Origin of the sequence: Occultella aeris (genome assembly GCF_902703175.1) — a bacterium.
Classification (GTDB): domain Bacteria; phylum Actinomycetota; class Actinomycetes; order Actinomycetales; family Beutenbergiaceae; genus Occultella; species Occultella aeris.
In genome coordinates this window covers 208,824-229,396 of record NZ_CACRYJ010000006.1, presented here as the reverse complement: position 1 = coordinate 229,396, position 20,573 = coordinate 208,824, and the positions used below count along the sequence as shown (strand labels likewise).

The following is a 20,573-nucleotide window of genomic DNA, read 5'->3' as shown; positions in this document are numbered from 1 at the left end:
CCCGTTCTGCTCTAGGAGACCTGCGTGATCAGCCTTTCTGCCGTGATGACCCCTGCCCGAGCCGAGGACGTCTGCGCACCGGCTACCCGCGAGTGGCTGGAGGCCACGTTCGCCGTGCGCTGGGGTGGCGAGGAGCTCGGTGCTGTCGAGGTGGCCGAGCTCGTCACCGGCGCAGACGTGGTGCTCACCAGTTGGGGCACGCCGCACCTGGACACGGCACTCCTGACCGCGGCTGACGCCCCGAAGGTGGTGGCGCACGCGGCCGGGTCGGTGAAGCGCCTGATCGACGCCGACGCGATGGCGGCGGGCACGGCCGTGTTCTCAGCCGGGGAGCGGATCGCACTCTCGGTCGGTGAGTACTGCCTCGGTGCGATCCTGACCCTGCTGCGCCGGCTGCCCGAGCTCGATCACGCCATCCGGGGCGGTGGATGGAAGCAACCGCAGCTTCGTGGTTCGGAACTGACCGGGCGCACCGTCGCTCTGGTCGGCGCGAGCTCCACGGCACGCGCCCTGATCCGGCTCCTGAAGCCGTTCGCCGTCGACCTGTGCGTCTACGACCCGTACCTCACCGCGGAGCGGGCGGCCGAGCTGGGAGTGCGCCAGGTGTCCCTGCTGGAGGTGATGGAGGCCGACATCATCTCCATCCACGTGCCGAGCACACCGGAGACCGAGGGTCTCATCGGCGCGGACCTCATCGGCGCGATGCGTCCCGGCACGGTCCTGATCAACTCCGCGCGCGCCGCGACGCTGGACGGCCCTGCCGTCACCGAGGCGATCCGCGAGGGCCGGATCCTCGCCGCGCTCGACGTGTTCGAGGTCGAGCCACCGACGCTCTCCGCCGAGCTGTTGACCGCGCCGAACGTGCTCCTCACCCCGCACATCGCCGGGGACACCATCCAGGGGCACGCGGACCTGACCGCGTTCGTCATGACGGACGTCACCGCGTGGCTGCGCGACGGCACCCGGGGCGCATCGTTCGTCGACCCCGAGCGTCTGGCGGTCAGCGCGTGAGCGCCGTGCAGACGGCTCCCCGCGCCGGAGCGCCGCGGGTCAGCAGCCGGATCGCCGCCGTGGAGGTGTTCGCCGTGCCGGTGCCGTTCAAGCACCGGTTCGTGCTGGGCAGCGGGTCGGTCGGTTCCGCGCACCAGGACGGGGATGTGCTGTTCGTCAGGATCACGGCTGACGACGGACAGGTGGGTTGGGGCGAACAGCGTGCCCTCCCGAGCTGGAGCCACGAGACCATCGAGACGATGGCGGTGATCGTCCGCCGGTACCTGGCACCGCTGCTCATCGGCACCGACCCCACCCAGGTGGAGGCGTTCCACCGCCGCGCGAGCGCACTCCTGAGCCCGTCGGTCTCCAGCGGCTTCCCGTTCGCCCGGGCCGCGGTGGACATCGCCCTGCACGACCTGGCCGGCCGGGTCCTCGGGCTGCCGGTGCATGCCCTGCTCGGCGGTTCCACCCGTACGGAACTGCCACTGTGCTCCGCGATCGGCGTGGACCCGCTCGGCGTGATCCGCGACCGGGTGCTCGAGTCCAGCGCGATGCACGCGTTCAAGGTGAAGATCTCCGGCGACATCGACGCCGATGCGGCCGCGGTGCGCACCGTCGCCGACCACGCCGGCGGCAAGCCCATCTGGCTGGACGCGAACCAGTCCTATCGACCGTCGGCCGTGCGACAGCTCCTCGAGCGGATCGAGGACGTGCCGCACCTGTACTGCCTGGAGCAACCGGTGCCGAGCGTGGACTGGGGCGGGATGAGGCGGGTGCGGGAGATGGTCGACCTTCCCATCGCCATCGACGAAGGCAGCTTCAGCAGCGCCGACCTGGCCCGGAGCGCCACGCTCGACCTCGCCGACCTGGTCGTGGTGAAGGTCTGCAAGTCGGGCGGCCTACGCGCGGCACAACGCACGGTGGCGGTGGCCGAGGCGCACGGACTCGAGGTGCTCGCGAGCGGCCTGACCGACTGCGGGATCGGGTTCGCGGCCGCCCTGCACCTGTTCAGCCTCGTCGACCTGGCCCTGCCCGCCGAGCTGAACGGCCCGGAGTTGCTCGCCGAACTGTTCGTGGACGGGCTGCAGATCACCGACGGCGTGGCGCAGGTCCCGAACGGTCCGGGGCTGGGCATCGAGGTCGACGAGGACCGGATCCGGGCGCTGGCTCGGCCTTTGAACTATGGAGAACAGGACTGATTGCGATGACACAGCATGGACACGGAGCCGTGGCCCCGGCGGAGCACCAGGCGGGCGTGCTGTCCCGGGACCGGGTCACCTGGTCGGTCTTCGCCAAGCCTTGGGCCGACCTCTCCGGAGCACAGCTGGGCAGCCTCGTCTCGGACATCGGATTCGCCGGGGTCGAGATCCCGGTGCGACCGAACAGCTTCGTGACGCCACAGCGGGTCGAGGCACGCCTACCCGAGTTCGTGGCTCAACTCAACGACTCCGGCGTGGTCCCGATCAGCGTTGCCGCCGACCTGACGGAACCGACGTTCGCTGCCTGCCAGGCCTCCGGGGTGCCGACCATCCGGGTGATGGCGCCGATCGAGGCGGACGGCTACATCGCGTCGGTCGCCCGGTTCCGGGCCCAGTTGCAGCAGTCGGCCCGGTGGGCCCGACAGTACGGCGTGAAGGTGGGCGTCCAGCCCCACCATGGCCGGTACGTGGCGTCCACCGCCCAGGTCCTGGACCTGCTCGACGGGCTTCCGCACGCGGACTTCACCCTGATCTGGGACGCCGCGCACGACGCGCTCGCCGGCGACGATCCGACGCTCACCCTGGAGATCGCGGCGCCACGGCTGGACATCGTGAACCTGAAGAACGCGGTCTACCGGCAGCTCCCGCCGGAGCCGGGTCATGAGTCCGCCGGCCGAACCCGGACGCAGTGGCGCTCGTGGTTCGTGGAGGGGGCAGACGGGCTGTCCGACTGGTCGACCGTGATGACCCAGCTGCGTGCCCGCAACTACGCCGGACCGGTCTGCCTGAGCGCCCAGTACACCGAACCCGACGGCCCGCTCACCGAGGTCGTGGCCCGTGACCTCGCGCTGGCCCGCCGGCTCTACGAGAGCGCTGCCGCGCCGGCCTGACCGGCGGCGCCCCCCACCACTCGTCGACCGCATCCAAAGGAGGAGAGCGTGAGTCACACCGCGACAAGCCCCGTGCTGGCACGCGATCGCAGCGGCCCAGCCGGAACCGAGCCGACCCGGAGCCCGGCACCACGACGGCGGATCCGCTGGCATCAGCGGTTCCTGCGCGACCGTGCCCTGATCATGATGGCGCTGCCCGGCCTGGCCCTCGTCCTCGGCTTCCACTACCTGCCGCTGGTCGGGAACGTCATCGCGTTCCAGGACTACGTCCCGTTCCTGCCGTTCGGGTCGAGTCCCTGGGTGGGGTGGGAGAACTTCGAGATCATCTTCAACGGCGACCCGGCGTTCCTGCGTGCACTGCGGAACACCTTGGTCCTGACCCTCGTGCAGGTGCTGTTCGTCTTTCCCGCTCCGATCGCGCTCGCGCTGCTCCTGAACAGCCTCCTGTCCGAGCGCGTGAAGCGGGTGGTTCAGTCGATCCTCTACATGCCGCACTTCCTGTCCTGGGTGATCGTCGTCGCGGTGTTCCAGCAGATGGTCGGCGGCAGCGGGCTGCTGAACAACACCCTGCGCGCGCACGGTCTTGACCCCATCTCGCTGATGGGCAACTCCGACCTGTTCGTGGGACTGCTGACCACCCAGGTCATCTGGAAGGACACCGGCTGGGCGACGATCCTGTTCCTGGCCGCCCTCTCGCAGATCGACTCCTCGCTCTACGAAGCGGCGAGCGTCGACGGCGCGTCCCGGACCCGACAGCTCTGGCACGTGACGCTGCCCGGCATCCGCGGGCTCATCATCCTGCTGCTGATCCTGCGCCTCGGTGACTCGCTGACCGTCGGCTTCGAGCAGATCATCCTGCAGCAGCAGGCCGTCGGCCTCGCCGCGAGCGAGGTCCTGGACACCTACGTCTACAACAACGGGATCGTCGGTGGCCAGTGGGGCGTGTCGGCCGCGGTCGGTCTGGTCAAGGGACTGGTGGGTGTGCTCCTCGTGCTCGGCGCCAACAAGGTTGCCCACATCTTCGGTGAAGCAGGGGTGTACAAGTCATGAGCGCCTCACGTCGCCTGGATGCGCCGCCGATGCCGGCACGCGTCCTGAAGGGCATCGCGCTGACGGTGATCTGCGCACTCGTCATCATCCCGTTCGTGGGCATCCTGTCCACGAGTCTGGCGAGCCGGGAGCAGGTCAACGCGGCGGGCGGCTTCGTGCTGCTGCCCTCGAGCGTGACCCTGGACGCCTACCGGTCGATCTTCGCCGGCGGCGTGGTCACGCAGGCGATGCTCGTCAGCGTCGGGATCACCCTGGTCGGCACCACGGTGAGCCTGGTCGCCTCGACGATGCTCGCCTATGCGCTCTCCCGGCACGGCTCGTTCGGGCAGAAGCCGATGCTGATGCTCGTCCTGCTGACGCTGCTGTTCTCCCCCGGGATGATCCCGAACTACCTGGTGGTCAAGGAGTTCGGGCTCCTGGACAGCTACTGGGCGCTGATCCTGCCGACGGCCCTGAGCGGGTTCAACGTGATCGTGCTGCGGGCGTTCTTCATGGGCGTCCCGGCGGAACTGACCGACTCCGCACGGATCGACGGCGCCGGCCACCTGACGATCTTCACCCGGATCATGCTCCCGCTGTCCAAGGCGGTCCTCGCCGTGATCGGGCTGTTCTACGCCGTCGGGTACTGGAACTCGTTCTTCAACGCGCTCCTGTACATGAACGACTCAAGCAAGTGGCCGCTGCAGCTCGTACTGCGGACCTACGTCGTGAACAACGCCGAGCTCGGGGCCTCCGACCTCGGCGCCACGGTCGACGTGGTGCCGCCCCAGGCCTCGGTCCAGATGGCCATCCTCGTCGTCACGATCGTCCCGATCCTGATCGTCTACCCGTTCCTCCAGAAGCACTTCGCCAAGGGCGTCCTCACCGGAGCAGTCAAAGGCTGACTGTTCGGTGCCGAGACGGCCCGCCCCCCGGAAACGAAAGGAATGCATCATGAGCAGTTCCATCTCGCGTCGCACCGTCCTGCGTGGCGGCCTCGGAGGACTGGCCGCGCTCGCGGCCGCCCCGGTCCTGGCAAGTTGCTCCGGTTCATCGGACGGCGGTGACGACCCTTCGGCAGCCGCCTCCGCCGCAGCCTCGGTGCTGCCGAGCTACATCCCGTACCAGGGCGTCCAGCCCGACATCACGGGCGAGGGCGGCATCCCGAACGTGTTCTTCGCCTACCCGGCCGACCCGCAGCCGGCCACCACCGAGAAGCCGGGCGACGGCAGCCCGATCTCGGCGTCGATGGGCACGTTCGCCCCGATCCCACCCACGGCCGACCGCAACCCCTACTGGGCGGAGCTGAACGAGCGGGTCGGCTCCGAGCTGCAGCTGTCCATCACTCCCGGAGCCGACTACCCCCAGCGGTTCGCGACGGCGGTCGCGGGCGACAACCTAGGCGACATCTTCAACGTCGACGGCGCGCTGTCCCAGCTGCCGCAGTTCCTCGAGGCCAAGTGCCAGGACCTCACCGAGTTCCTGGCCGGGGACGCGATCGCCGACTACCCGTTCCTGGCGAACCTGCCCACCGACTCCTGGCGGGGCACCGTGTTCAACGGCAGGCTCTACGGGCTCCCCGTGCAGCGAGGCATCACCGGGTCCCAGATCATCTTCACCCGGGACGACCTGTTCGAGGCCCGAGGCGTGGATCCCTCGTTCGGCAGCCTCGACGAGTTCCTGCAACTGTGCCGGGACATGACCGACACGCAGGCCAACGTGTGGGCCCTCACCGAGGTGCCCTTCGTGGTCCTCCAGGCGATGGTAGGCATCCAGAACGAGTGGATGGCCGACGGCTCCGGATCGTTCACCCACGCGCTCGAGGTGCCCGAACAGAAGGACGCCCTGGAGTTCGGCCGGAAGCTGGTCGAGGAGGACCTGATCCATCCGGACGGCGTGGGCGGTGCGAACGCCGACGCCAAGGCCTGGTTCAGCCAGGGATCGGCCGCCGTGATCGAGGACACGTACACGGCCGTGGCCGGATTCTTCGCCCGGAACACCATCGGTGACGCCTACCGGCTCGGCCTCCAGGTCGCCCCCGGTCCCGATGGTGAGCCGGCCCCGATGTGGCAGGGCATGCCGAACAACTCGTTCACGTCGCTGGCGCAGGCCGATCCGGACCGGATCAGGATGCTGCTGAAGGTTCTGGACTGGCTGGCCGCACCCTTCGGCACCGAGGAGCACCTGTTCCGCAGCTACGGCATCGAAGGCGTCACGTTCGAGTTCGACGGGACCGAGCCGGTGCTGAACCAGGACGGTCTGGCCTACACCGCGAACGGTGCGTTCCCGGTGGAGTACCTCGTCGACGCCCCGAAGGAGACGTACTTCCCCGGCATGCCCGACGTCGCCCAGGCCGTCTACGACCACCAGGCCGTCGCGGTGCCGGCCAGCTCGCTGACCGCGGCCTGGGGCCTGTACTCGGAGACCCAGGGCCGGCTCGGCGGGCAGCTGTCGACCATGCTGACCGACGCCCGCAACGGCATCCTGCTCGGCCGCGAGCCCGTGGACTCCTGGGACGACACGGTCGCCCAATGGCGCTCCGGTGGCGGCGACGACATCCGTGCGGAGTACGAGGAGGCCTACGCGGCCCAGGAGTCCTGACACGCACCCGCGGCGACGCGATGAGCGTCGCCGCGGATTCTGCGTACCACCAGGGCCACCGGGGTCATCGTCGCCGGGATCGGCGGTGGCGCTGCGGCGCCCGGCTCCGACGCAGCACCAGGACCGCGCTGTCGTCCCGCGGCGGCGGGTCGAACGCCCGGGCCGGCACGTGGGTGCCGACCTCGGCGGTGAACCCGCTCGGCGGCGCGGACGCGTACCGGTTCGCCATCCACCGGGGCACCACCAGGTCCGCCCGCCGAAGCGCCGAGTCGCGCCCGGTCAGCCGCCGCACCAGTGCCGCGGCGGCCGCGTACGGCGGGTTGGCCACCACGCGGAACGGACGGTGCGGCAACGGCACCTCGAGCATGTCACCCTGCACCACGGTCACCCGGTCATGACCGGCGACGGCGTCCCGGAGCCGGCTCGCGCGGCCGGCATGCAGTTCCACGGCGATCACCCGGGCCCCGCGGGCCGCCATCGGCAGGGTCAGCGCACCTGTGCCCGACCCGAGGTCGAGGACGAGGTCGGTGTCGCGGACGGCGATGCCGTCGAGGATCCGCTCAGCCCAGGTCCTGCGAAGTCGGTGCCAGCCCCATCGTCGTTGCCCGTTCCCGGGCACGACGCACCATCATGAAGTAGTTGCTCATGGCCGCCACGGTAGGTTCCGCCGGCCGGTGCCGACAACGGATTATCGCCAGCGCCCGGCACCCGGTCACGGCGTACCGGCACGCGGTCGCGGCGACCGAGCACGGAGGAGACGATGAGCGCGGCTGCCGGGACGATCCCGAGGATGAAGCCGCTCGGACCGATCAGGGCGACGGCGGTCACGACCCAGACCAGCAGGACCCAGCCGACGTAGCCGGGCAGTCGCTCGCCGCGCCGTCCCAGCCGGACGGTGAGCAGGCCGAGCAGAGCCAACACCGGCACGAAGCCACCCGGTAGCGCCCAGAACGTGGCCAGCGAGAGGGGGTCGGGGTCAGACCCGCGGAGACCGCCGGCGAACCACTCGGCCCAGTACGGATGCACGGCGATGGCGATGGTGTGGAGCACTGCGATCGCGACCATGGCCCAGCCGGCGAAAACGGTGAGGCGTTGAGTTCTCATGTCGGCAAGCCTTGCGGGTGGCCCGGTCCGGCACGCCACCCGGGCGAGGGGTCGTGGTCCCCCGAGCGAGGGAGCCGTGCCGCTACCGTGAGGCCCATGAGCGACGTCCTCACGGTGACCACGGACTCGGGCGACCTTCCGGTGCACAGGTGGCTGCCGCCGTCGGGCACCGGCCCCGGCCTGCTCCTGCTGCAGGAGATCTTCGGCGTCAGCGACTACATCCGCAGCCGCGCAGCGGACCTGGCGCGGGCCGGCTACGTCGTCTACGCGCCCCAGCTGTACTGGCGCCTGGACGCGGGAGAGCTGGACGAGGCGGACCCGGACCTGCTCGGCAAGGGCATGGCGCTCGCCCAGCAGTTGCCGTGGGCGGACGCCCTCGCCGACGCCCGCGCGAGCCTGACGGCGTTGCGCGCCGCCCCCGAGGTGAGCGGCGGCGTCGGCGTGATCGGGTTCTGCTACGGCGGCGGGCTCGCGTTCAACGTGGCCGCGCTCGAGCCCGTCGACGCGCTCGTCTCCTACTACGGCTCCGCGCTGCCGAACCTGCTCGACCTGGCGCAGGCGGTCGGCACCCCGAGCCTGCACCACTTCGGGACCGCGGACGCCTACCTCCCGCTCGACGTGGTCGAGAAGATCCGTGCCGCGGTCACCGCCGACAACGACCGCGCCGAGTTCGAGCTGCACGAGGGCGCCGGGCACGCGTTCGACAACCCGAACCCGGCCTTCCACCACCCCGGGGCCTCCGCCGCCGCGTGGCCGCACACCCTCGCGTTCCTGGACGAACACCTCGGCGCCGCCCAAGGTTGATCGCCTACCGTGGGCACCATGTCCCGCGGATGGAAGATCCTGCTCGGCACCCTGGTGCTGCTGGTCGTACTGCTCGGCGCCGCGTTCGGCGTCGACCGGTACCTGGTGGCGCAGACCGAGGCGCAGCTCGAGGAGGAGATCACCACCTCGGTGCCGGAGCTCTCCGGTGACATCGAGGTGGAGATCGGCGGCTTCCTGTTCCTGCCGCAGGTCCTCACCGGCCGGCTCGAGGACGTGCGGTTCACCGCCGCCTCGGCCACCTATCAGGACCTGACGTTCCAGGACGTGGACGTGCGACTGCTCGGCGTGAGCACGGGCGAGCCGCGCACCGTGGACGACGTGGACCTGCGGATGACCCTGCCCGTCGAGACGTTGCAGGCGGCGCTGGCCTCATCCGAGGACGTGCCCGAGGGCGTCGGGATCGACGTGGTCGACGGCGAGCTCGTCGCCACGGCGAACCTGCTCGGGCTCCCGATCACTGTCGGCCTGGAGCCGGTCGCGAACGGGAACTCGATCAGCGTCACCCCCACGAGTTTCAGCATCGCGGGCGCGACCGTGTCCGCCGAGGACGTCCCGGGGAACCTGATCGGCGACCTGGGCGGCCTGGACGTGCCCATCGACCAGCTGCCCGAGGGCGTCGAGATCACCGAGGTCGCCGTGCTCGACGGCGGTGTGCAGGTCTCGATCACCGGCACCGACCTGGCCCTGGACGACCTCTCCGTCGGCTGATCCACCGGGCCGGAACGGCACGCGGACCCGACGGCGACGCTCGGGCGGGCTGTCGGCTACCGCAGGTCGTCCGCGCGGCCGACCACCTTGGCGATCGCGCGCCCGACGGCGCTGATCTGCTCCTCGGACCCGAGCAGCACCGACTGCGTCAGCCAGAGCGTGTCACTGCTGACGAGGTCCGCATTCGGGCAGTCCGCCTCGGGCACCGGCTGGCCAAGCTTCGACGCCAGGGCAAGGGACTCGCGCAGCAGGGCGCCGTTGCGATGCAGCGGGACGTACCCGGTGGCGGCTGGAATGCCCTCGGCCGCGAGCGCCGCCGCCGCCGCGTCGCGCAGCCCCTGCGCGCCGAGGCCGGGGACCCGGAACAGGAACAGGTGCCGACCGTGCGCCGTGACCCGTTCGTCGGTCGGCGCAACGACCACTCCTTCCACGCCGGCGAGCTGCTCGGCGAGTGCCAGGGCGTTGCGCTCGCGTAGCTGCTGCTGCTCCGGCAGCCTGGCCAGCTGCGCCCGCAGGATCGCACCCTGGAACTCGGTGAGCCGCAGGTTGTACCCCACGGCGTCGTGCTGGTACCAGCCGCCACCGGGCACCCGGCCCACGTTCACCAGGGAGTACACGGCGCCGGCGAGGTCCTTGTCGTTGGTCGTGACGATGCCTCCCTCACCCGCGCTCAGGTTCTTGGAGGACTGGAAGCTGAACGTGCCGAGGTCGCCGATCGTGCCGACTCCGCGACCCTCCCACTGCGCGCCGGCGGCCTGCGCGGCGTCCTCGATGATGGTCAGGCCGAGGCGCCGTCCGAGCTCGGCGAAGGCCGTCATATCCGCCACGTTGCCGGCGAGGTGCACCGGGATGACGGCCTTCGTGCGCTCGGTCACGACGGACTCGACTGCGGCCGGGTCAAGCAGATGGCTGTCCGCGTCCACGTCGGCGAACACCGGGACGGCTCCGACGAACAGCGCCGCCGCGGCGGTGGCGATGAACGTGTAGGGCGGCACGATCACCTCGTCCCCGACGCCGACCCCCGCCGCCCGCAGGGCCGCGACCAGCGCGAGGGTGCCGTTGCCGAGCGCAATCGCGTGCTCGGCCTGCTGGCTCCGGGCGAACTCCCTCTCGAACGTCGCGACCACGTCGCCGTGGGTACTGCCCCAGGCGCCCGAGTGGAGCACCTCGAGCAGTCCGCGCTCCTCCTCGGGGCCGAACCGGGGCCAGCTCGGAAGGGCGGGCAGCCCCTCCAGTTCGGCCGGGCCGCCGTTGATGGCGAGGGACGGTGTGGCAACGGTCATCACGTGCTCCAATTTAGGCCTGCCGGATTTGGGATTAGGTTAGCGACAAAAATAGTGCGAGTCGATAGTGTGAAGGCGCTGTGTCATCCACGGTCCACCACGATCCACCAGGAGAGCACCCCATGTCTGACGTCCTTGCGCTCGACGGCGGCGCCCCCGTGCGCACCGCACCGTTCCCGTCCGTGCAGTCCGCCGAAGGCCGCACCCTCGGCGCCGAGGAGGAGGACGCGGTCCTCGCGGTGCTTCGCAGTGGCCGGCTGAACTCGACGGTCGGCGAGGTGACCAGGGGCCTGGAGACCGACTTCGCGGCCTATTACGGCGTGCCGCACGCGATCGCCTCCTCCTCCGGAACCGCGGCGATCCACCTCGCCGTGGCGGCCGTGGACCCCGAGCCGGGCGACGAGATCATCACCACCGGGCTCAGCGACGCCGGCACCGTACTGCCGATCCTTGCCCAGAACGCGGTCCCCGTGTTCGCCGATGTCGACCCGGCCACCGGCAATCTCGACGTGGCCTCGGTGGCTGCCAGGATCACACCCCGAACCCGAGCGATCATCGCCGTGCACCTGTTCGGCCAACCCGCTCCCGTGGTCGAGCTGCGCGCCCTGGCCGATGCACACGGGATCGTGCTGATCGAGGACTGCGCACAGGCGTACCTGACCCGGACCGGTGCCGGCGGCGCACTGGCCGGCACCGTCGGCCACCTCGGCTGCTTCAGCCTGCAGCAGTCGAAACACATCACCGCCGGCGACGGTGGCCTGACCATCTCCTCCGACGCGGCGCTGGCCCGCCGGGCCAGATTGTTCGCGGACAAGGCCTGGCCACGGGACACCGACGAGCGCACCCACCTGTTCCTCGGCCTCAACTACCGGATGACCGAGCTGCAGGCCGCCATCGCCGGGGTGCAGCTGACCCGGCTCGCCGGGGTCGTCGCGGACCGCCGGAGAACCGCGGCGACGCTCACGGAGGTCGTCGACGGGCTGGACGGCCTGAGCGCGGCACCGGCGACGGGGAACAGCTACTGGCAGTACCCGGTGTTCCTGGACACCGTCCGCGCCGGCGCCGATGCGCACTGGTACGCGCGCGCACTCCAGGCCGAGGGCATCCCCGCCTCCGGCGGGTACATCCAGCGCCCGCTCTACCTCACCCCGGTGCTCGCCGAACGGCGTACCTACGGGACCTCGGGCTTCCCGCTCGCAGGCCCACCGGCGGACGTGACGCAGGAGTACCGCCCCGGCCTGTGCCCGGTGACCGAGGAGCTGATCGACGCCCGCCTGCTGGTGATCGCCTGGAACGAGCGGTACGGCCCCGCCGACGTCGCCGACATCGTGACTGCGCTGACCAGGGTCCACGCTCACGCGATCGCGGCCCCGGGCACCCTCGAGCCACGCACGGGCAGGATCGCGTCCAGGAGCCGGTGAGTGTAGGGGTGCTGCGGGTCGCCGAAGATGGCCCGCCGCTCCCCGCGCTCGACGATGGCACCGTCCTTCATCACCGCGACCTCGTCCGACATGCGCTCCACGACCGCGAGGTTGTGGGAGATCAGCAGATAGGCAACCCCGAGGCGTTCCTGGATCTCGGCCAGAAGGTCGAGGATCTGCGCCTGGATCGAGACGTCTAGCGCCGAGGTCGGCTCGTCACAGACGAGCACGTCGGGCTCCGGGGCGAGTGCTCGGGCGATGGCGATGCGCTGCTGCTGTCCGCCGCTGAACTGCTGCGGATAGCGGCGTGCGTCATCCGGGGCGAGGCCGACCAGGCGCAGTAGCTCGGCGGCCCGCTCCGTTCGCTCGCCCGGGGTACCGATCTCCTGCAGACGAAGCGACTCGATGATGTTCGCTCCGGCCGTGTAGTGCGGCAGCAACGACCCGTACGGGTTCTGGAACACCATCTGCATCCGTCTGCGCTGCAGCCGTGACTCCTCGCCATGCACGTCCTGCCCGTCCAGCAGGACCCGGCCGGAGTCGGGTTCGTGCAGGCCCATCACGAGCCGGGCCACCGTCGACTTCCCGCTGCCGCTCTCGCCCACGAGGCCCAGGGTCCGGCCGGGCCGGATGGCCAGGCTCACGTCCCGGACGGCGTGGGTCTGCCCGCCGCGCGAGCGGAACGTCTTGTCGAGGTGCTCCGCGACCAGGAGTGGCTCGCGCACCGTCGTGGGCGCCTCCTCCGGCGGTGCGGCCCGCACGTCGCCGACCTCGAGCGTGGCCTCGAGCAGCATCCGGGTGTATGGCTCGCGCGGGGAGTCGAGCACCACCTCGATCGGACCCGACTCGACCACTTTGCCCTGGTTCATCACCAGGACGTCGTCACAGAAGCGCCGGGCGACGCCCAGATCGTGGGTGACCATGATCAAACCGGTACCCCGATCCTTGATCTCGGCGAGCAGGTCCAGGACCTGCGCCTGCACCGTCACGTCGAGCGCCGTCGTCGGCTCGTCGGCAACCACGAGCCGGGGCTCGGCGATGATCGCCATCGCGATCATGGCACGCTGGCGCATGCCACCGGAGAGCTGGAACGGATACATCCGGGCGCGCCGCTCGGGCTCCGGAATGCCCACGTCACCGAGCGTGGTGATGGCTCGCGCGCGTGCCTCGGCGCGGGTGCACAGGCCATGCCAGGTCAGTGCCTCGGCCAGCTGCCGGCCCACCGGGATGGTCGGGTTGAGCGCCTCCATCGCGTTCTGGAACACCATCCCGACCTCACGGCCACGCACCCTTCGCAGGGTCCGGTCCGAGGCACCGATGAGGTCGATGCCGGCCAGCCTGGCCTCGCCGCCGAGGATGCTGGCGGTACGCGGCAGGAGCCGCAGCAGGGATCTGATGGTCACGCTCTTGCCGCTGCCTGACTCGCCGACGATGGCCAACGCCCGGCCCTGCTCGAGCCGGAAGGTGACGCCGTCGACGGCCACGAACTGGCCGCCGTCGGCGCGGCGGAAACCGGTGCGTAGCCCGCTCACCTCGAGCAGAGGAGCCTGCGGGTCGATCGTGACGGGCGGTGTGGAGCGGTTCACCGGCGGGCCTCCGAAGTGATGTCGAACGCATCCCGGATGCCGTCGCCGATCCAGGTGAAGGCGAGCAGCGTCACCGCGAACGCGATGGCCGGCGAGATGATCATGTGCGGCGCGGAACTCGCGTATCTGACCCCTTCGTTGATCATGGCCCCCCACGACGGCATGTCCGAGATACCGAGGCCGAGCAGGGACAGGCCGGCCTCCGTGGTGATGGCCGCCGGCACGGCGAAGCTCGTGGTCACCAGCAGCGGCCCGAGTGCGTTCGGCAGGATGTAGCGCAGCGCGATGGTGGGCCCCTGGGCATCCATGCTGCGGGCGGCCTCGACGTAGTCCCGTCGTTTGAGCGTCATCACCTGGGCCCGGATCAGCCTGGCCTGGGTGACCCAGCCGGCCACGGCGATCGCCGCCATCACCGACCAGAAGCTCCGGCCGAACACGGTGACCAGCAGCACCGCGAAGAGATACGTGGGGAACGCATACATGATGTCGGTGGCCGCCATCAGGATGCCGTCCGCCCGGCCACCCCGGTAGCCGGCGAGCAGACCCACCACGAGCGCGACCGCCACCGAGATGACCTCGGCCGCGAACGCCACCAGCAACGCCGTCCGGAAGCCGAAGACCAGGCGCGACAGGATGTCCCGGCCGAGGGTGTCGGTGCCCAGCAGGTGGCCGGGTGAACCGATCGGTGCGAGCTGGTGGCCGTAGTCCGTCTCCTGCGGGCCGTACGGCGCGATGAACGGCGCAAAGATGGCGACCAGGACCAGGACTGCCACGACCCAGAGGCTGATGAACGCCATCCGGTTCGCACGGAACCTAGCCCAGGCTCGGGACCCCGGACCTGCCGCCCTGATCCGGGTCTGCGCCGGGGATGTCTCTTCTGCTGATGCGAGGGCCACGTAGCTTTCGCCCACTTTCTGCGCGGACGCGCGGGTCGAGGAGGCCATAGAGGAGGTCGACCACCAGGTTCGTGGCCATGAGGATGATTGCGAAGAAGAGCGTGGTGCCCATCAGCAGCGGCATGTCCCGGCTCGATGCGGCCTGGGTGAAGGACAACCCGAGGCCGGGGATCCGGAACATCGTCTCGATGAACACGGTGCCGGTCATCAGTGCGGCCAGCATCGGGCCGGTGACCGTCACCAGCGGGATGAGCGAGTTGCGCAGGACATGCTTGCGGATGACCACGCCCGGCCGCCCGCCCTTCGCGGTCGCGGCGGTCACGTACTCCTCCCCCAACGTGTCCAGCATCGAGGAGCGCACGTACCGGGCCAGGACCGCGAGCGGGCCGATGGCGAGTGCCACCACCGGTAGGACCAGGTTCTCCGGGCCGTTCCAGCCGGCCGCGGGCAGCACGTGCCAGGCCCCGGCGAACACGAGCACCAGGAACACCGCCGTCAGATAGTTCGGCAGTGCGTGCCCCAGGGTGAGCACGAACATGGAGCCGGAATCCCAGAGGGTGCGCTGCTTGAGGGCGGCGAACACACCGATCGGGATCGCGATCGCCAGGGCGAGCGTCGTCGCGAGCAGCGCGAGCGCCGCCGAGACCGGGAAGCCCTGCGCGATGATGCTCTCCACGGACTGCGCGGGGTACTTGTACGAGGGACCGAGATCCCAGGTCAGCGCACCCTTCATGAACACGAGGTACTGCTGCCACGCCGGGACCTCGGCCCCGTAGCGGGTGGCGAACTCACCGGCGACCTCCTGGGCCCCGGCCCCCGCCATCCCGGTGGAGCCGGAGTTGGCGCGCTGGATGTCCGCGAAGCTTCCCGGTGCCAGCTGCAGCAACGTGAACGCGAGCGCGGAGACCACGACGAGGGACAGGACCATCCGCACCACGCGGCGGGCGACGAACTCCAGGTAGCCCACGATCACTGCGCCGAATCGTCGACCCAGAGGTCCTTGAAGTAGTAGCGATCGGCCTGGGCGCGGATCTCCAGACCCTGCACCCGGGGCTGCGCCACGTACACCACGTGGCTCCAGGTCACCGGGATGATGAGCTCGGCATCCTCGCGGACGGTGGCCGCCTCGGCGAAGATCTCCTGCTGCTCCGCCTCGTCGACCGTCTCACGGGTGGCCGCGACCAGTTCGGCGAACTCCTGCGCCTCGTCGGTGGTGCTGGTGGCGAGGATCTCCTCCAGTGCGGCCGTGCGGTCGCCCGGAGTCAGGGTCTCGTCGGCCTGGACATCCACGAACTGCTGGTACCCGGCCGCATCGAGCCCGGCCTGGCGCAGCATGTCCGGCGACCACAGCTGTTCCACCTGGTAGGGCCACGTGCTGATCCCGGAGAAGGAGCCGTACCAGAGGCCCACGTAGTTCTCGTCATGCATCGCGTAGCGGCGGTCCACGTAGACGCCGACCTCGACCACGTCCTTCGTGACCTCGATCCCGAGGTTCGTGCCCCAGGTGTCGATGATCGCGTCCAACTGCGGGAAGTCCGAGCCTGCGAGCAGGGTCAGCGGCGGGAAGCCCTCACCTCCCGGATACCCAGCATCCGCGAGGAGCTCCTGCGCCTCGGCGACGGCGTCCTCGCCCCACATCTGCTCGTGGGCGGCGATGTCCTCGCTCCAGCCCGGCACGATCGGCGAGAGCAGGGTGGAGGCCGGCTCAGTCATCTCGCTGATGCCGGCGATCTCCTGACGTCCCAGGCCGAGGCTCAGCGCCGTACGCACCCTCGGGTCCTCCATCACGGGGTTCGTGCTGTGCAGCGGGATCATGTAGGCGGTGCCGGCGTTCTCCAGCACGTGCATCTGCTCGCTCAGCACCGGGTCGGCGAGGAAGCGTGAGATCTCGGCCGGCTCGCCGATCGCCTGGATGTCGACCTCGCCGTTCTCGTACGGCACGGTGGTGGTGATCGCCCCCTGCTCCACGAGCTGCACATTGATCTCGTCGAGGGCGACGTTCTCCGCGTCCCAGTACTCCGGGTTGCGTTCGAAGCGCATGCTGGAGTTCGCCGTCCAGGCCGCCAGGTTGTACGGCCCGTTGCCGACCCAGTTCTCCGGCTGCTGCCAGTCGGCCTCACCTTCGACGGCCTCCGGGTTCAGCGGGAGCATCGAGGGGTAGGTCAGGCCCATCAGGAAACCGGGGTTGGGTGCGTCGAGGGTGAACTCGAGCGTCTGCTCGTCCACCGCTTCGACGCCCACCTGATCGAAGTCGGTGATGACCCCGGTGTTGTAGTCCTCGGCGTTCAGGATGCCGAGGGGAACCTGGTAGGAGGACGCCCCGGTGGTCACGCCGCTCGCGCCACGCTCCGGGTCCAGCAGCCGCTCGTAGGTCCACTCGAAGTCGTCGGCGGTGAGGGGTTCGCCGTTGGACCAGACGATGCCGTCCCGCAGGTGGAAGGTGTAGGTCGTTCCGTCCTCGCTCACCTCCCACTCGTCCGCGACCCCGGGTCGGACGTCAGTGCCGTCCGGGGTCTGCAGCACCAGGCCCTCGAGCAGGCCCATCTGCACGAGCCACATGCCGAACGTGATGCTCTGCGGGTCGATGTGGGCGAAGTTCGTGGCCGCGACGGTGATGCTGCCTCCGGTGGCCGCGTCGCCGTCCTCGCCACCGGTATCGTCTCCGGAGTCGCCGAAGAGCGAGCATCCGGCGAGGGACAGCGCGACCACGGCGGCCGCGGCCACCGTACCGATCGGGCGGCTGGTCAGGGGTCTGGCGCGCATCGTGTGCTCACTCTCGGTCGACGGTCATCGGCTCTGATCGTGGTCTGACGAGATTTAGGCTGTCCGTAAATCTCGAACTGCCCTGACGTTATGCGTTAGCCACCCGGCGAGTCAACGCTTCTTCGTCGACTTCTCGTTACCGTCTTGTAACTTGTTCGCGCCTGGAGGCGGGCAGTGAGCCGGGTGGCGCCGACGGCGCAGGTGCCACCAGGGCGGCGATCTCGTCGAGGATCAGCTGTTCGGCAGCGGGCGACAACGGTGCCGGCAGGCCGAAGTAGAGGGGGGCCTCGTAGGGTTCATACCCGCCCTCGCGGAGGTGACGGCGGGTGACCAGGTACGTCGTCATGCCGTCGGTGTAGCCCATCGGCAGGCAGCGCCCCCCACTGAGCTCGCGAGTGAACAGTCCGTAGTGGCTCACCGGCTCACCCGAGAGTCCGAGCAGAGCAAGGTCTGGCGTGAGGCCGATCCTGACGAGCTGCAGGAGCGGGTCGCGGGCGAACCGTGCCGGATCGGCCACCATGATCCTGGCCCACTCCGCCCGGACGCCCTCACCGGTGGCGGCCCAGGCCGTGATCAGCCGCCAGGATGCGCGCTCCTGCAACGGCAGCACCACCGAACGACGACTGATCGACACGGCCCCCGGACCGGCCGGGACCGCGTCCGCCACGGCGCGGCGGGCCAGATCGGCCAGGCGCCTGGCGAAGTCCTCCACGTCGGCCTGACCACCGTCGGCGAACTCGCCGTCCGCGTCGTAGCGGTCCGGGTTCACGTCGCCGCAGCAGCCCTGGAGGTACATCACGAACGGTGAGGTGTCCCGTTCGAGCACGTCGGCGAGGGTTCCGGCCAGGTCCGGGGTGACGGCGTTGCCGTGATGCAGGACCGGGTGGCATGCGAAGTGCACCAGCAGCGCGACGGTTGCGTCGTCATCACCCACCAGGCGTACCACCGTCAGGTCGCTGTCGATCCGCGAGACCGCGATCTCCCCGGCCGTCCGGGCCCACCGACGGTCCACGGTCATGCCGGTGTCGACCCGGGCCGACTCCACCCGGACCGGGGTGCTCGTGGCGAACGCACGCTCGATGCAGGCGAGGGTCTGCTGCTCGAGCCACGTGAGGTAGGCGTCGTCCGGGATGCCGAGTGAGGGGGTCATCCCGCGTGAGACCTGCGGCCCGGAGTGGGTGTGCGTGGCATGCAGCACCAGCGATTCCGGGGAGAGTCCGAATCGGGCGCTGAAGGCCGACCGCAGCGAGGCCACGATGTCGTCCCCCCACCAGAGCAGATCTGCGGTGACAAGGACCACGGCGGGCTCGCCCTCGCTGCGGAGCACGAGCGCACGCACATGCAGGGGCGCCAGGACGTCCCCGGTGGGCCCGAGTCCCTCCCGTGCGGCGAACCCGGCCAGAGCCACGGCGCCGAGCGGGGTGATGTCCGTGCGGTCGAAGCCGACCTCCAGGCCGGACACCCTCACCGGGTGAGCGTCCATGTGCTGGTGCCGGCCGGGAGGTCGACGGCGAGCTCTGCGAAGGCACGGCCGTGCCGGGTGACCTCGGCGACCGAGTGCGCCGGCCCGGACACCCGCACGTCCGTGGGCAGCAGGATCGCCGCACCCTCGACCGGGACGTCCGTGCTGACGCTCAGCAGCCAGTCGTCGCCGCCGCGCGAGATCTCGACCCGGACGCCGCGCCGGGTCCGCTCCCAGGCATTGATCCGCTCGGACGTCCACCATGGCATGCCTCGTCGGCGCGCCTCGGCGGCCACCTCGATGCAGGCCGCGCGGGTGAGCGGCTTGCCGTTCAGATGTGGGCCGTGGAACAGGAAGTGGGCGACGCCGTGCTGCGCCTGAACGGCATCGAGGATCACGTCCCGGGCTGCCACATGGCCGGCCCAGGCCAGGTCCTGGGTGTGCAGCGGCAGGTTGAGCACGTCCCGGAAGTCGGTCTCGGCGCCGGGCGCAGCGAGTGGGAACGAGACATGGGCGGTACCGAACGGGAATCCGACGTTGCCCTGCTTGCTGGGGCCGCGGGACTCGTCGATCTCGATCCCGAGGCGCTCGCACCAGGTGTAGAACTCGTCCCAGCCCTCCCAGCGGGTGTAGTGGTTCTTGTTCGAGACGATGTCCTCCCGGCCGGTGACGGCCTGAGCCCAGGCGTACTGGGCCCGCAGCTGAGGCCAGCCCCAGGTCGCCAGGTCGGCGTCGTCCATGGCGTTGTAGTGCAGGGCATGCTCATGCCCCGCGGCCGTGATCTGCTCGTAGATCTCGCGTCCGTATCCACCCGGGTACACCTGGCACCAGGTGACGGCCACGTCGGCCTCGGCGAACGCGGCCAGTGCGGCCAGGCCGTCTTCCGGCTTGTTGCCGTCGGAGTCGTGGGACATGTGCGCGATCGCGGCCACTCCGGCCGGCCAGTAGCCGAGCCACGGGACCACGGAGCCGCCCTCCTGTGCGGCCCACCACAGCGCCTGCAGCAGCAGGGACCGCCACCAGTCGGCGTGCGGCTGGTCGAACATCGGCACGGCCGACGGCGGCGGGTAGGCGTGCCGGAAGTCCGCGGCCAGGGCGGGCTGCCCGGCCGGCATCTGCCGGTCGGCGTCCAGGTCGAGGGCAGCGCCGTCCTCGGCCTTCAGGATCCCGTCGTCGATCGGCGCGGTGCCGTCGGCGGCCGGCGCGCCGTCGGTATCGACCGGGTAGCCCTGCTGGATGCGCACCACCGACTTGAGCACATCCACCCCGAACGTCACGACGGCACCCGCGCCGTGGTGGCGCACGGTGATGGCCGCCGATCCGTCGGCCCAGGTCGCCAGGGCCTCTGCGCCGTCCACCGGCGCCAGAGCACGGCCGCCGATCGCGCGCAGCGCCCGGCCGGGCACCTGGGACCAGAAGGCGCAGTCACGCACGGTCACCTGCGCGGTCGAGACGGCCTCGCCCGGGACCACCCCGGCCAGTCGAGCAAGCGGCCCGAGGTCTGCGGTGACGAGCAGGCACCCGCCACCCGCGACCCAGGCGGACAGCACGCCCGCCTCGTCTGCCGTCACCGACGTGGTGAGCAGCGTGATGCCACCCGGCGTCAGCCCGGCCCGGCCGGCGGTGCTTCGATAGGCGATCCCCGCGTGCGCGAGCAGCTCCCTGGCATAGGCGGGGAAGTTCGGCTGGTCGGCATCCGGAGCCGCGCCCTCCCAGAGGGTCACGGCCGGCCCGGGAGCCGTCCGCGAGTGCGGCGAGGTCCGCGAGTCCGGCGTGGTCGGCGAGAGTCGTGTCGATACGGTCACGGGTCCAG

At 70.4% G+C, this 20,573-nt stretch carries 18 protein-coding genes; 9 read left to right on the top strand and 9 right to left on the bottom strand.

Annotated features, from left to right (window positions below; genetic code table 11):
* Window positions 1-24 precede the first annotated feature (24 nt).
* Genes HALOF300_RS02385 through HALOF300_RS02360 form a run of 6 tightly spaced genes read left to right on the top strand, consistent with a single transcriptional unit; the run spans window position 25 to window position 6,712 of the window.
* Window positions 25-1,011, top strand: coding sequence for a hydroxyacid dehydrogenase (locus HALOF300_RS02385; protein WP_156739037.1), 987 nt, complete (start codon window positions 25-27; stop codon window positions 1,009-1,011).
* The gene (locus HALOF300_RS02380) at window positions 1,008-2,192 is read left to right on the top strand and encodes a mandelate racemase/muconate lactonizing enzyme family protein (RefSeq protein ID WP_197522235.1); all 1,185 of its coding nucleotides are present in this window, start codon (window positions 1,008-1,010) and stop codon (window positions 2,190-2,192) included. Before HALOF300_RS02385 ends, HALOF300_RS02380 begins: the two co-directional genes overlap by 4 nt.
* A gap of 5 nt (window positions 2,193-2,197) precedes the next feature.
* Window positions 2,198-3,082: a sugar phosphate isomerase/epimerase family protein gene (locus HALOF300_RS02375; RefSeq protein WP_156739036.1), complete on the top strand. Its 885-nt coding sequence runs from the start codon at window positions 2,198-2,200 to the stop codon at window positions 3,080-3,082.
* 48 nt (window positions 3,083-3,130) lie between these two features.
* Window positions 3,131-4,132 carry an ABC transporter permease gene (locus tag HALOF300_RS02370; RefSeq protein WP_231954968.1) on the top strand — a complete coding sequence of 334 codons (1,002 nt, stop codon included), beginning with the start codon at window positions 3,131-3,133 and terminating at the stop codon, window positions 4,130-4,132.
* Window positions 4,129-5,016, top strand: a complete 888-nt coding sequence (locus HALOF300_RS02365) for a carbohydrate ABC transporter permease (RefSeq protein WP_156739035.1) — start codon at window positions 4,129-4,131, stop codon at window positions 5,014-5,016. Before HALOF300_RS02370 ends, HALOF300_RS02365 begins: the two co-directional genes overlap by 4 nt.
* Window positions 5,017-5,065: 49 nt before the next feature.
* A complete protein-coding gene (locus HALOF300_RS02360) occupies window positions 5,066-6,712 on the top strand; it encodes an extracellular solute-binding protein (protein ID WP_156739034.1) in 1,647 nt (548 codons plus the stop codon).
* Window positions 6,713-6,776: 64 nt separating this feature from the next.
* Here the strand turns inward: HALOF300_RS02360 and HALOF300_RS02355 are convergent, their stop codons facing one another.
* Together HALOF300_RS02355 and HALOF300_RS27220 are read right to left on the bottom strand one after the other, a co-directional pair.
* Window positions 6,777-7,256 carry an rRNA adenine N-6-methyltransferase family protein gene (locus tag HALOF300_RS02355; RefSeq protein WP_231954975.1) on the bottom strand — a complete coding sequence of 160 codons (480 nt, stop codon included), beginning with the start codon at window positions 7,254-7,256 and terminating at the stop codon, window positions 6,777-6,779.
* Window positions 7,199-7,816, bottom strand: coding sequence for a DUF6463 family protein (locus HALOF300_RS27220; RefSeq protein ID WP_231954967.1), 618 nt, complete (start codon window positions 7,814-7,816; stop codon window positions 7,199-7,201). The genes HALOF300_RS02355 and HALOF300_RS27220 overlap by 58 nt, the downstream gene beginning before the upstream one ends.
* Window positions 7,817-7,912: 96 nt before the next feature.
* Between HALOF300_RS27220 and HALOF300_RS02345 the strand changes: the two genes are divergently transcribed.
* Window positions 7,913-8,620, top strand: a complete 708-nt coding sequence (locus HALOF300_RS02345; protein WP_156739032.1) for a dienelactone hydrolase family protein — start codon at window positions 7,913-7,915, stop codon at window positions 8,618-8,620.
* 18 nt (window positions 8,621-8,638) lie between these two features.
* On the top strand, window positions 8,639-9,349 hold the full coding sequence (locus tag HALOF300_RS02340; RefSeq protein ID WP_156739031.1) for an LmeA family phospholipid-binding protein: 711 nt from the start codon (window positions 8,639-8,641) through the stop codon (window positions 9,347-9,349).
* 56 nt (window positions 9,350-9,405) lie between these two features.
* Here the strand turns inward: HALOF300_RS02340 and HALOF300_RS02335 are convergent, their stop codons facing one another.
* Window positions 9,406-10,632, bottom strand: a complete 1,227-nt coding sequence (locus HALOF300_RS02335; protein ID WP_156739030.1) for a DegT/DnrJ/EryC1/StrS family aminotransferase — start codon at window positions 10,630-10,632, stop codon at window positions 9,406-9,408.
* Window positions 10,633-10,754: 122 nt separating this feature from the next.
* On the opposite strand from HALOF300_RS02335, the gene HALOF300_RS02330 reads away from it, so the two are divergent.
* Complete coding sequence (locus HALOF300_RS02330; RefSeq protein WP_156739029.1) at window positions 10,755-12,053, top strand: DegT/DnrJ/EryC1/StrS family aminotransferase; 1,299 nt, start codon at window positions 10,755-10,757, stop codon at window positions 12,051-12,053.
* On the opposite strand, the gene HALOF300_RS02325 is transcribed toward HALOF300_RS02330, so the two are convergent.
* The 6 genes from HALOF300_RS02325 to HALOF300_RS02300 form a co-directional block, all read right to left on the bottom strand.
* Window positions 11,987-13,639, bottom strand: coding sequence for a dipeptide ABC transporter ATP-binding protein (locus HALOF300_RS02325; protein WP_156739028.1), 1,653 nt, complete (start codon window positions 13,637-13,639; stop codon window positions 11,987-11,989). The two genes, HALOF300_RS02330 and HALOF300_RS02325, sit on opposite strands and share 67 nt — an antisense overlap.
* Window positions 13,636-14,436: an ABC transporter permease gene (locus HALOF300_RS02320; RefSeq protein ID WP_156739027.1), complete on the bottom strand. Its 801-nt coding sequence runs from the start codon at window positions 14,434-14,436 to the stop codon at window positions 13,636-13,638. Before HALOF300_RS02320 ends, HALOF300_RS02325 begins: the two co-directional genes overlap by 4 nt.
* A gap of 16 nt (window positions 14,437-14,452) precedes the next feature.
* A complete protein-coding gene (locus HALOF300_RS02315; protein WP_231954966.1) occupies window positions 14,453-15,508 on the bottom strand; it encodes an ABC transporter permease in 1,056 nt (351 codons plus the stop codon).
* Window positions 15,505-17,298 (bottom strand): peptide ABC transporter substrate-binding protein, encoded by a 1,794-nt coding sequence (locus HALOF300_RS02310; protein ID WP_156739026.1) that lies wholly within the window; start codon window positions 17,296-17,298, stop codon window positions 15,505-15,507. The genes HALOF300_RS02315 and HALOF300_RS02310 overlap by 4 nt, the downstream gene beginning before the upstream one ends.
* A gap of 136 nt (window positions 17,299-17,434) precedes the next feature.
* Window positions 17,435-18,766 carry a hypothetical protein gene (locus HALOF300_RS02305; protein ID WP_156739025.1) on the bottom strand — a complete coding sequence of 444 codons (1,332 nt, stop codon included), beginning with the start codon at window positions 18,764-18,766 and terminating at the stop codon, window positions 17,435-17,437.
* The gene (locus HALOF300_RS02300; protein WP_231954965.1) at window positions 18,763-20,565 is read right to left on the bottom strand and encodes a polysaccharide deacetylase family protein; all 1,803 of its coding nucleotides are present in this window, start codon (window positions 20,563-20,565) and stop codon (window positions 18,763-18,765) included. Before HALOF300_RS02300 ends, HALOF300_RS02305 begins: the two co-directional genes overlap by 4 nt.
* Window positions 20,566-20,573: the final 8 nt, after the last annotated feature.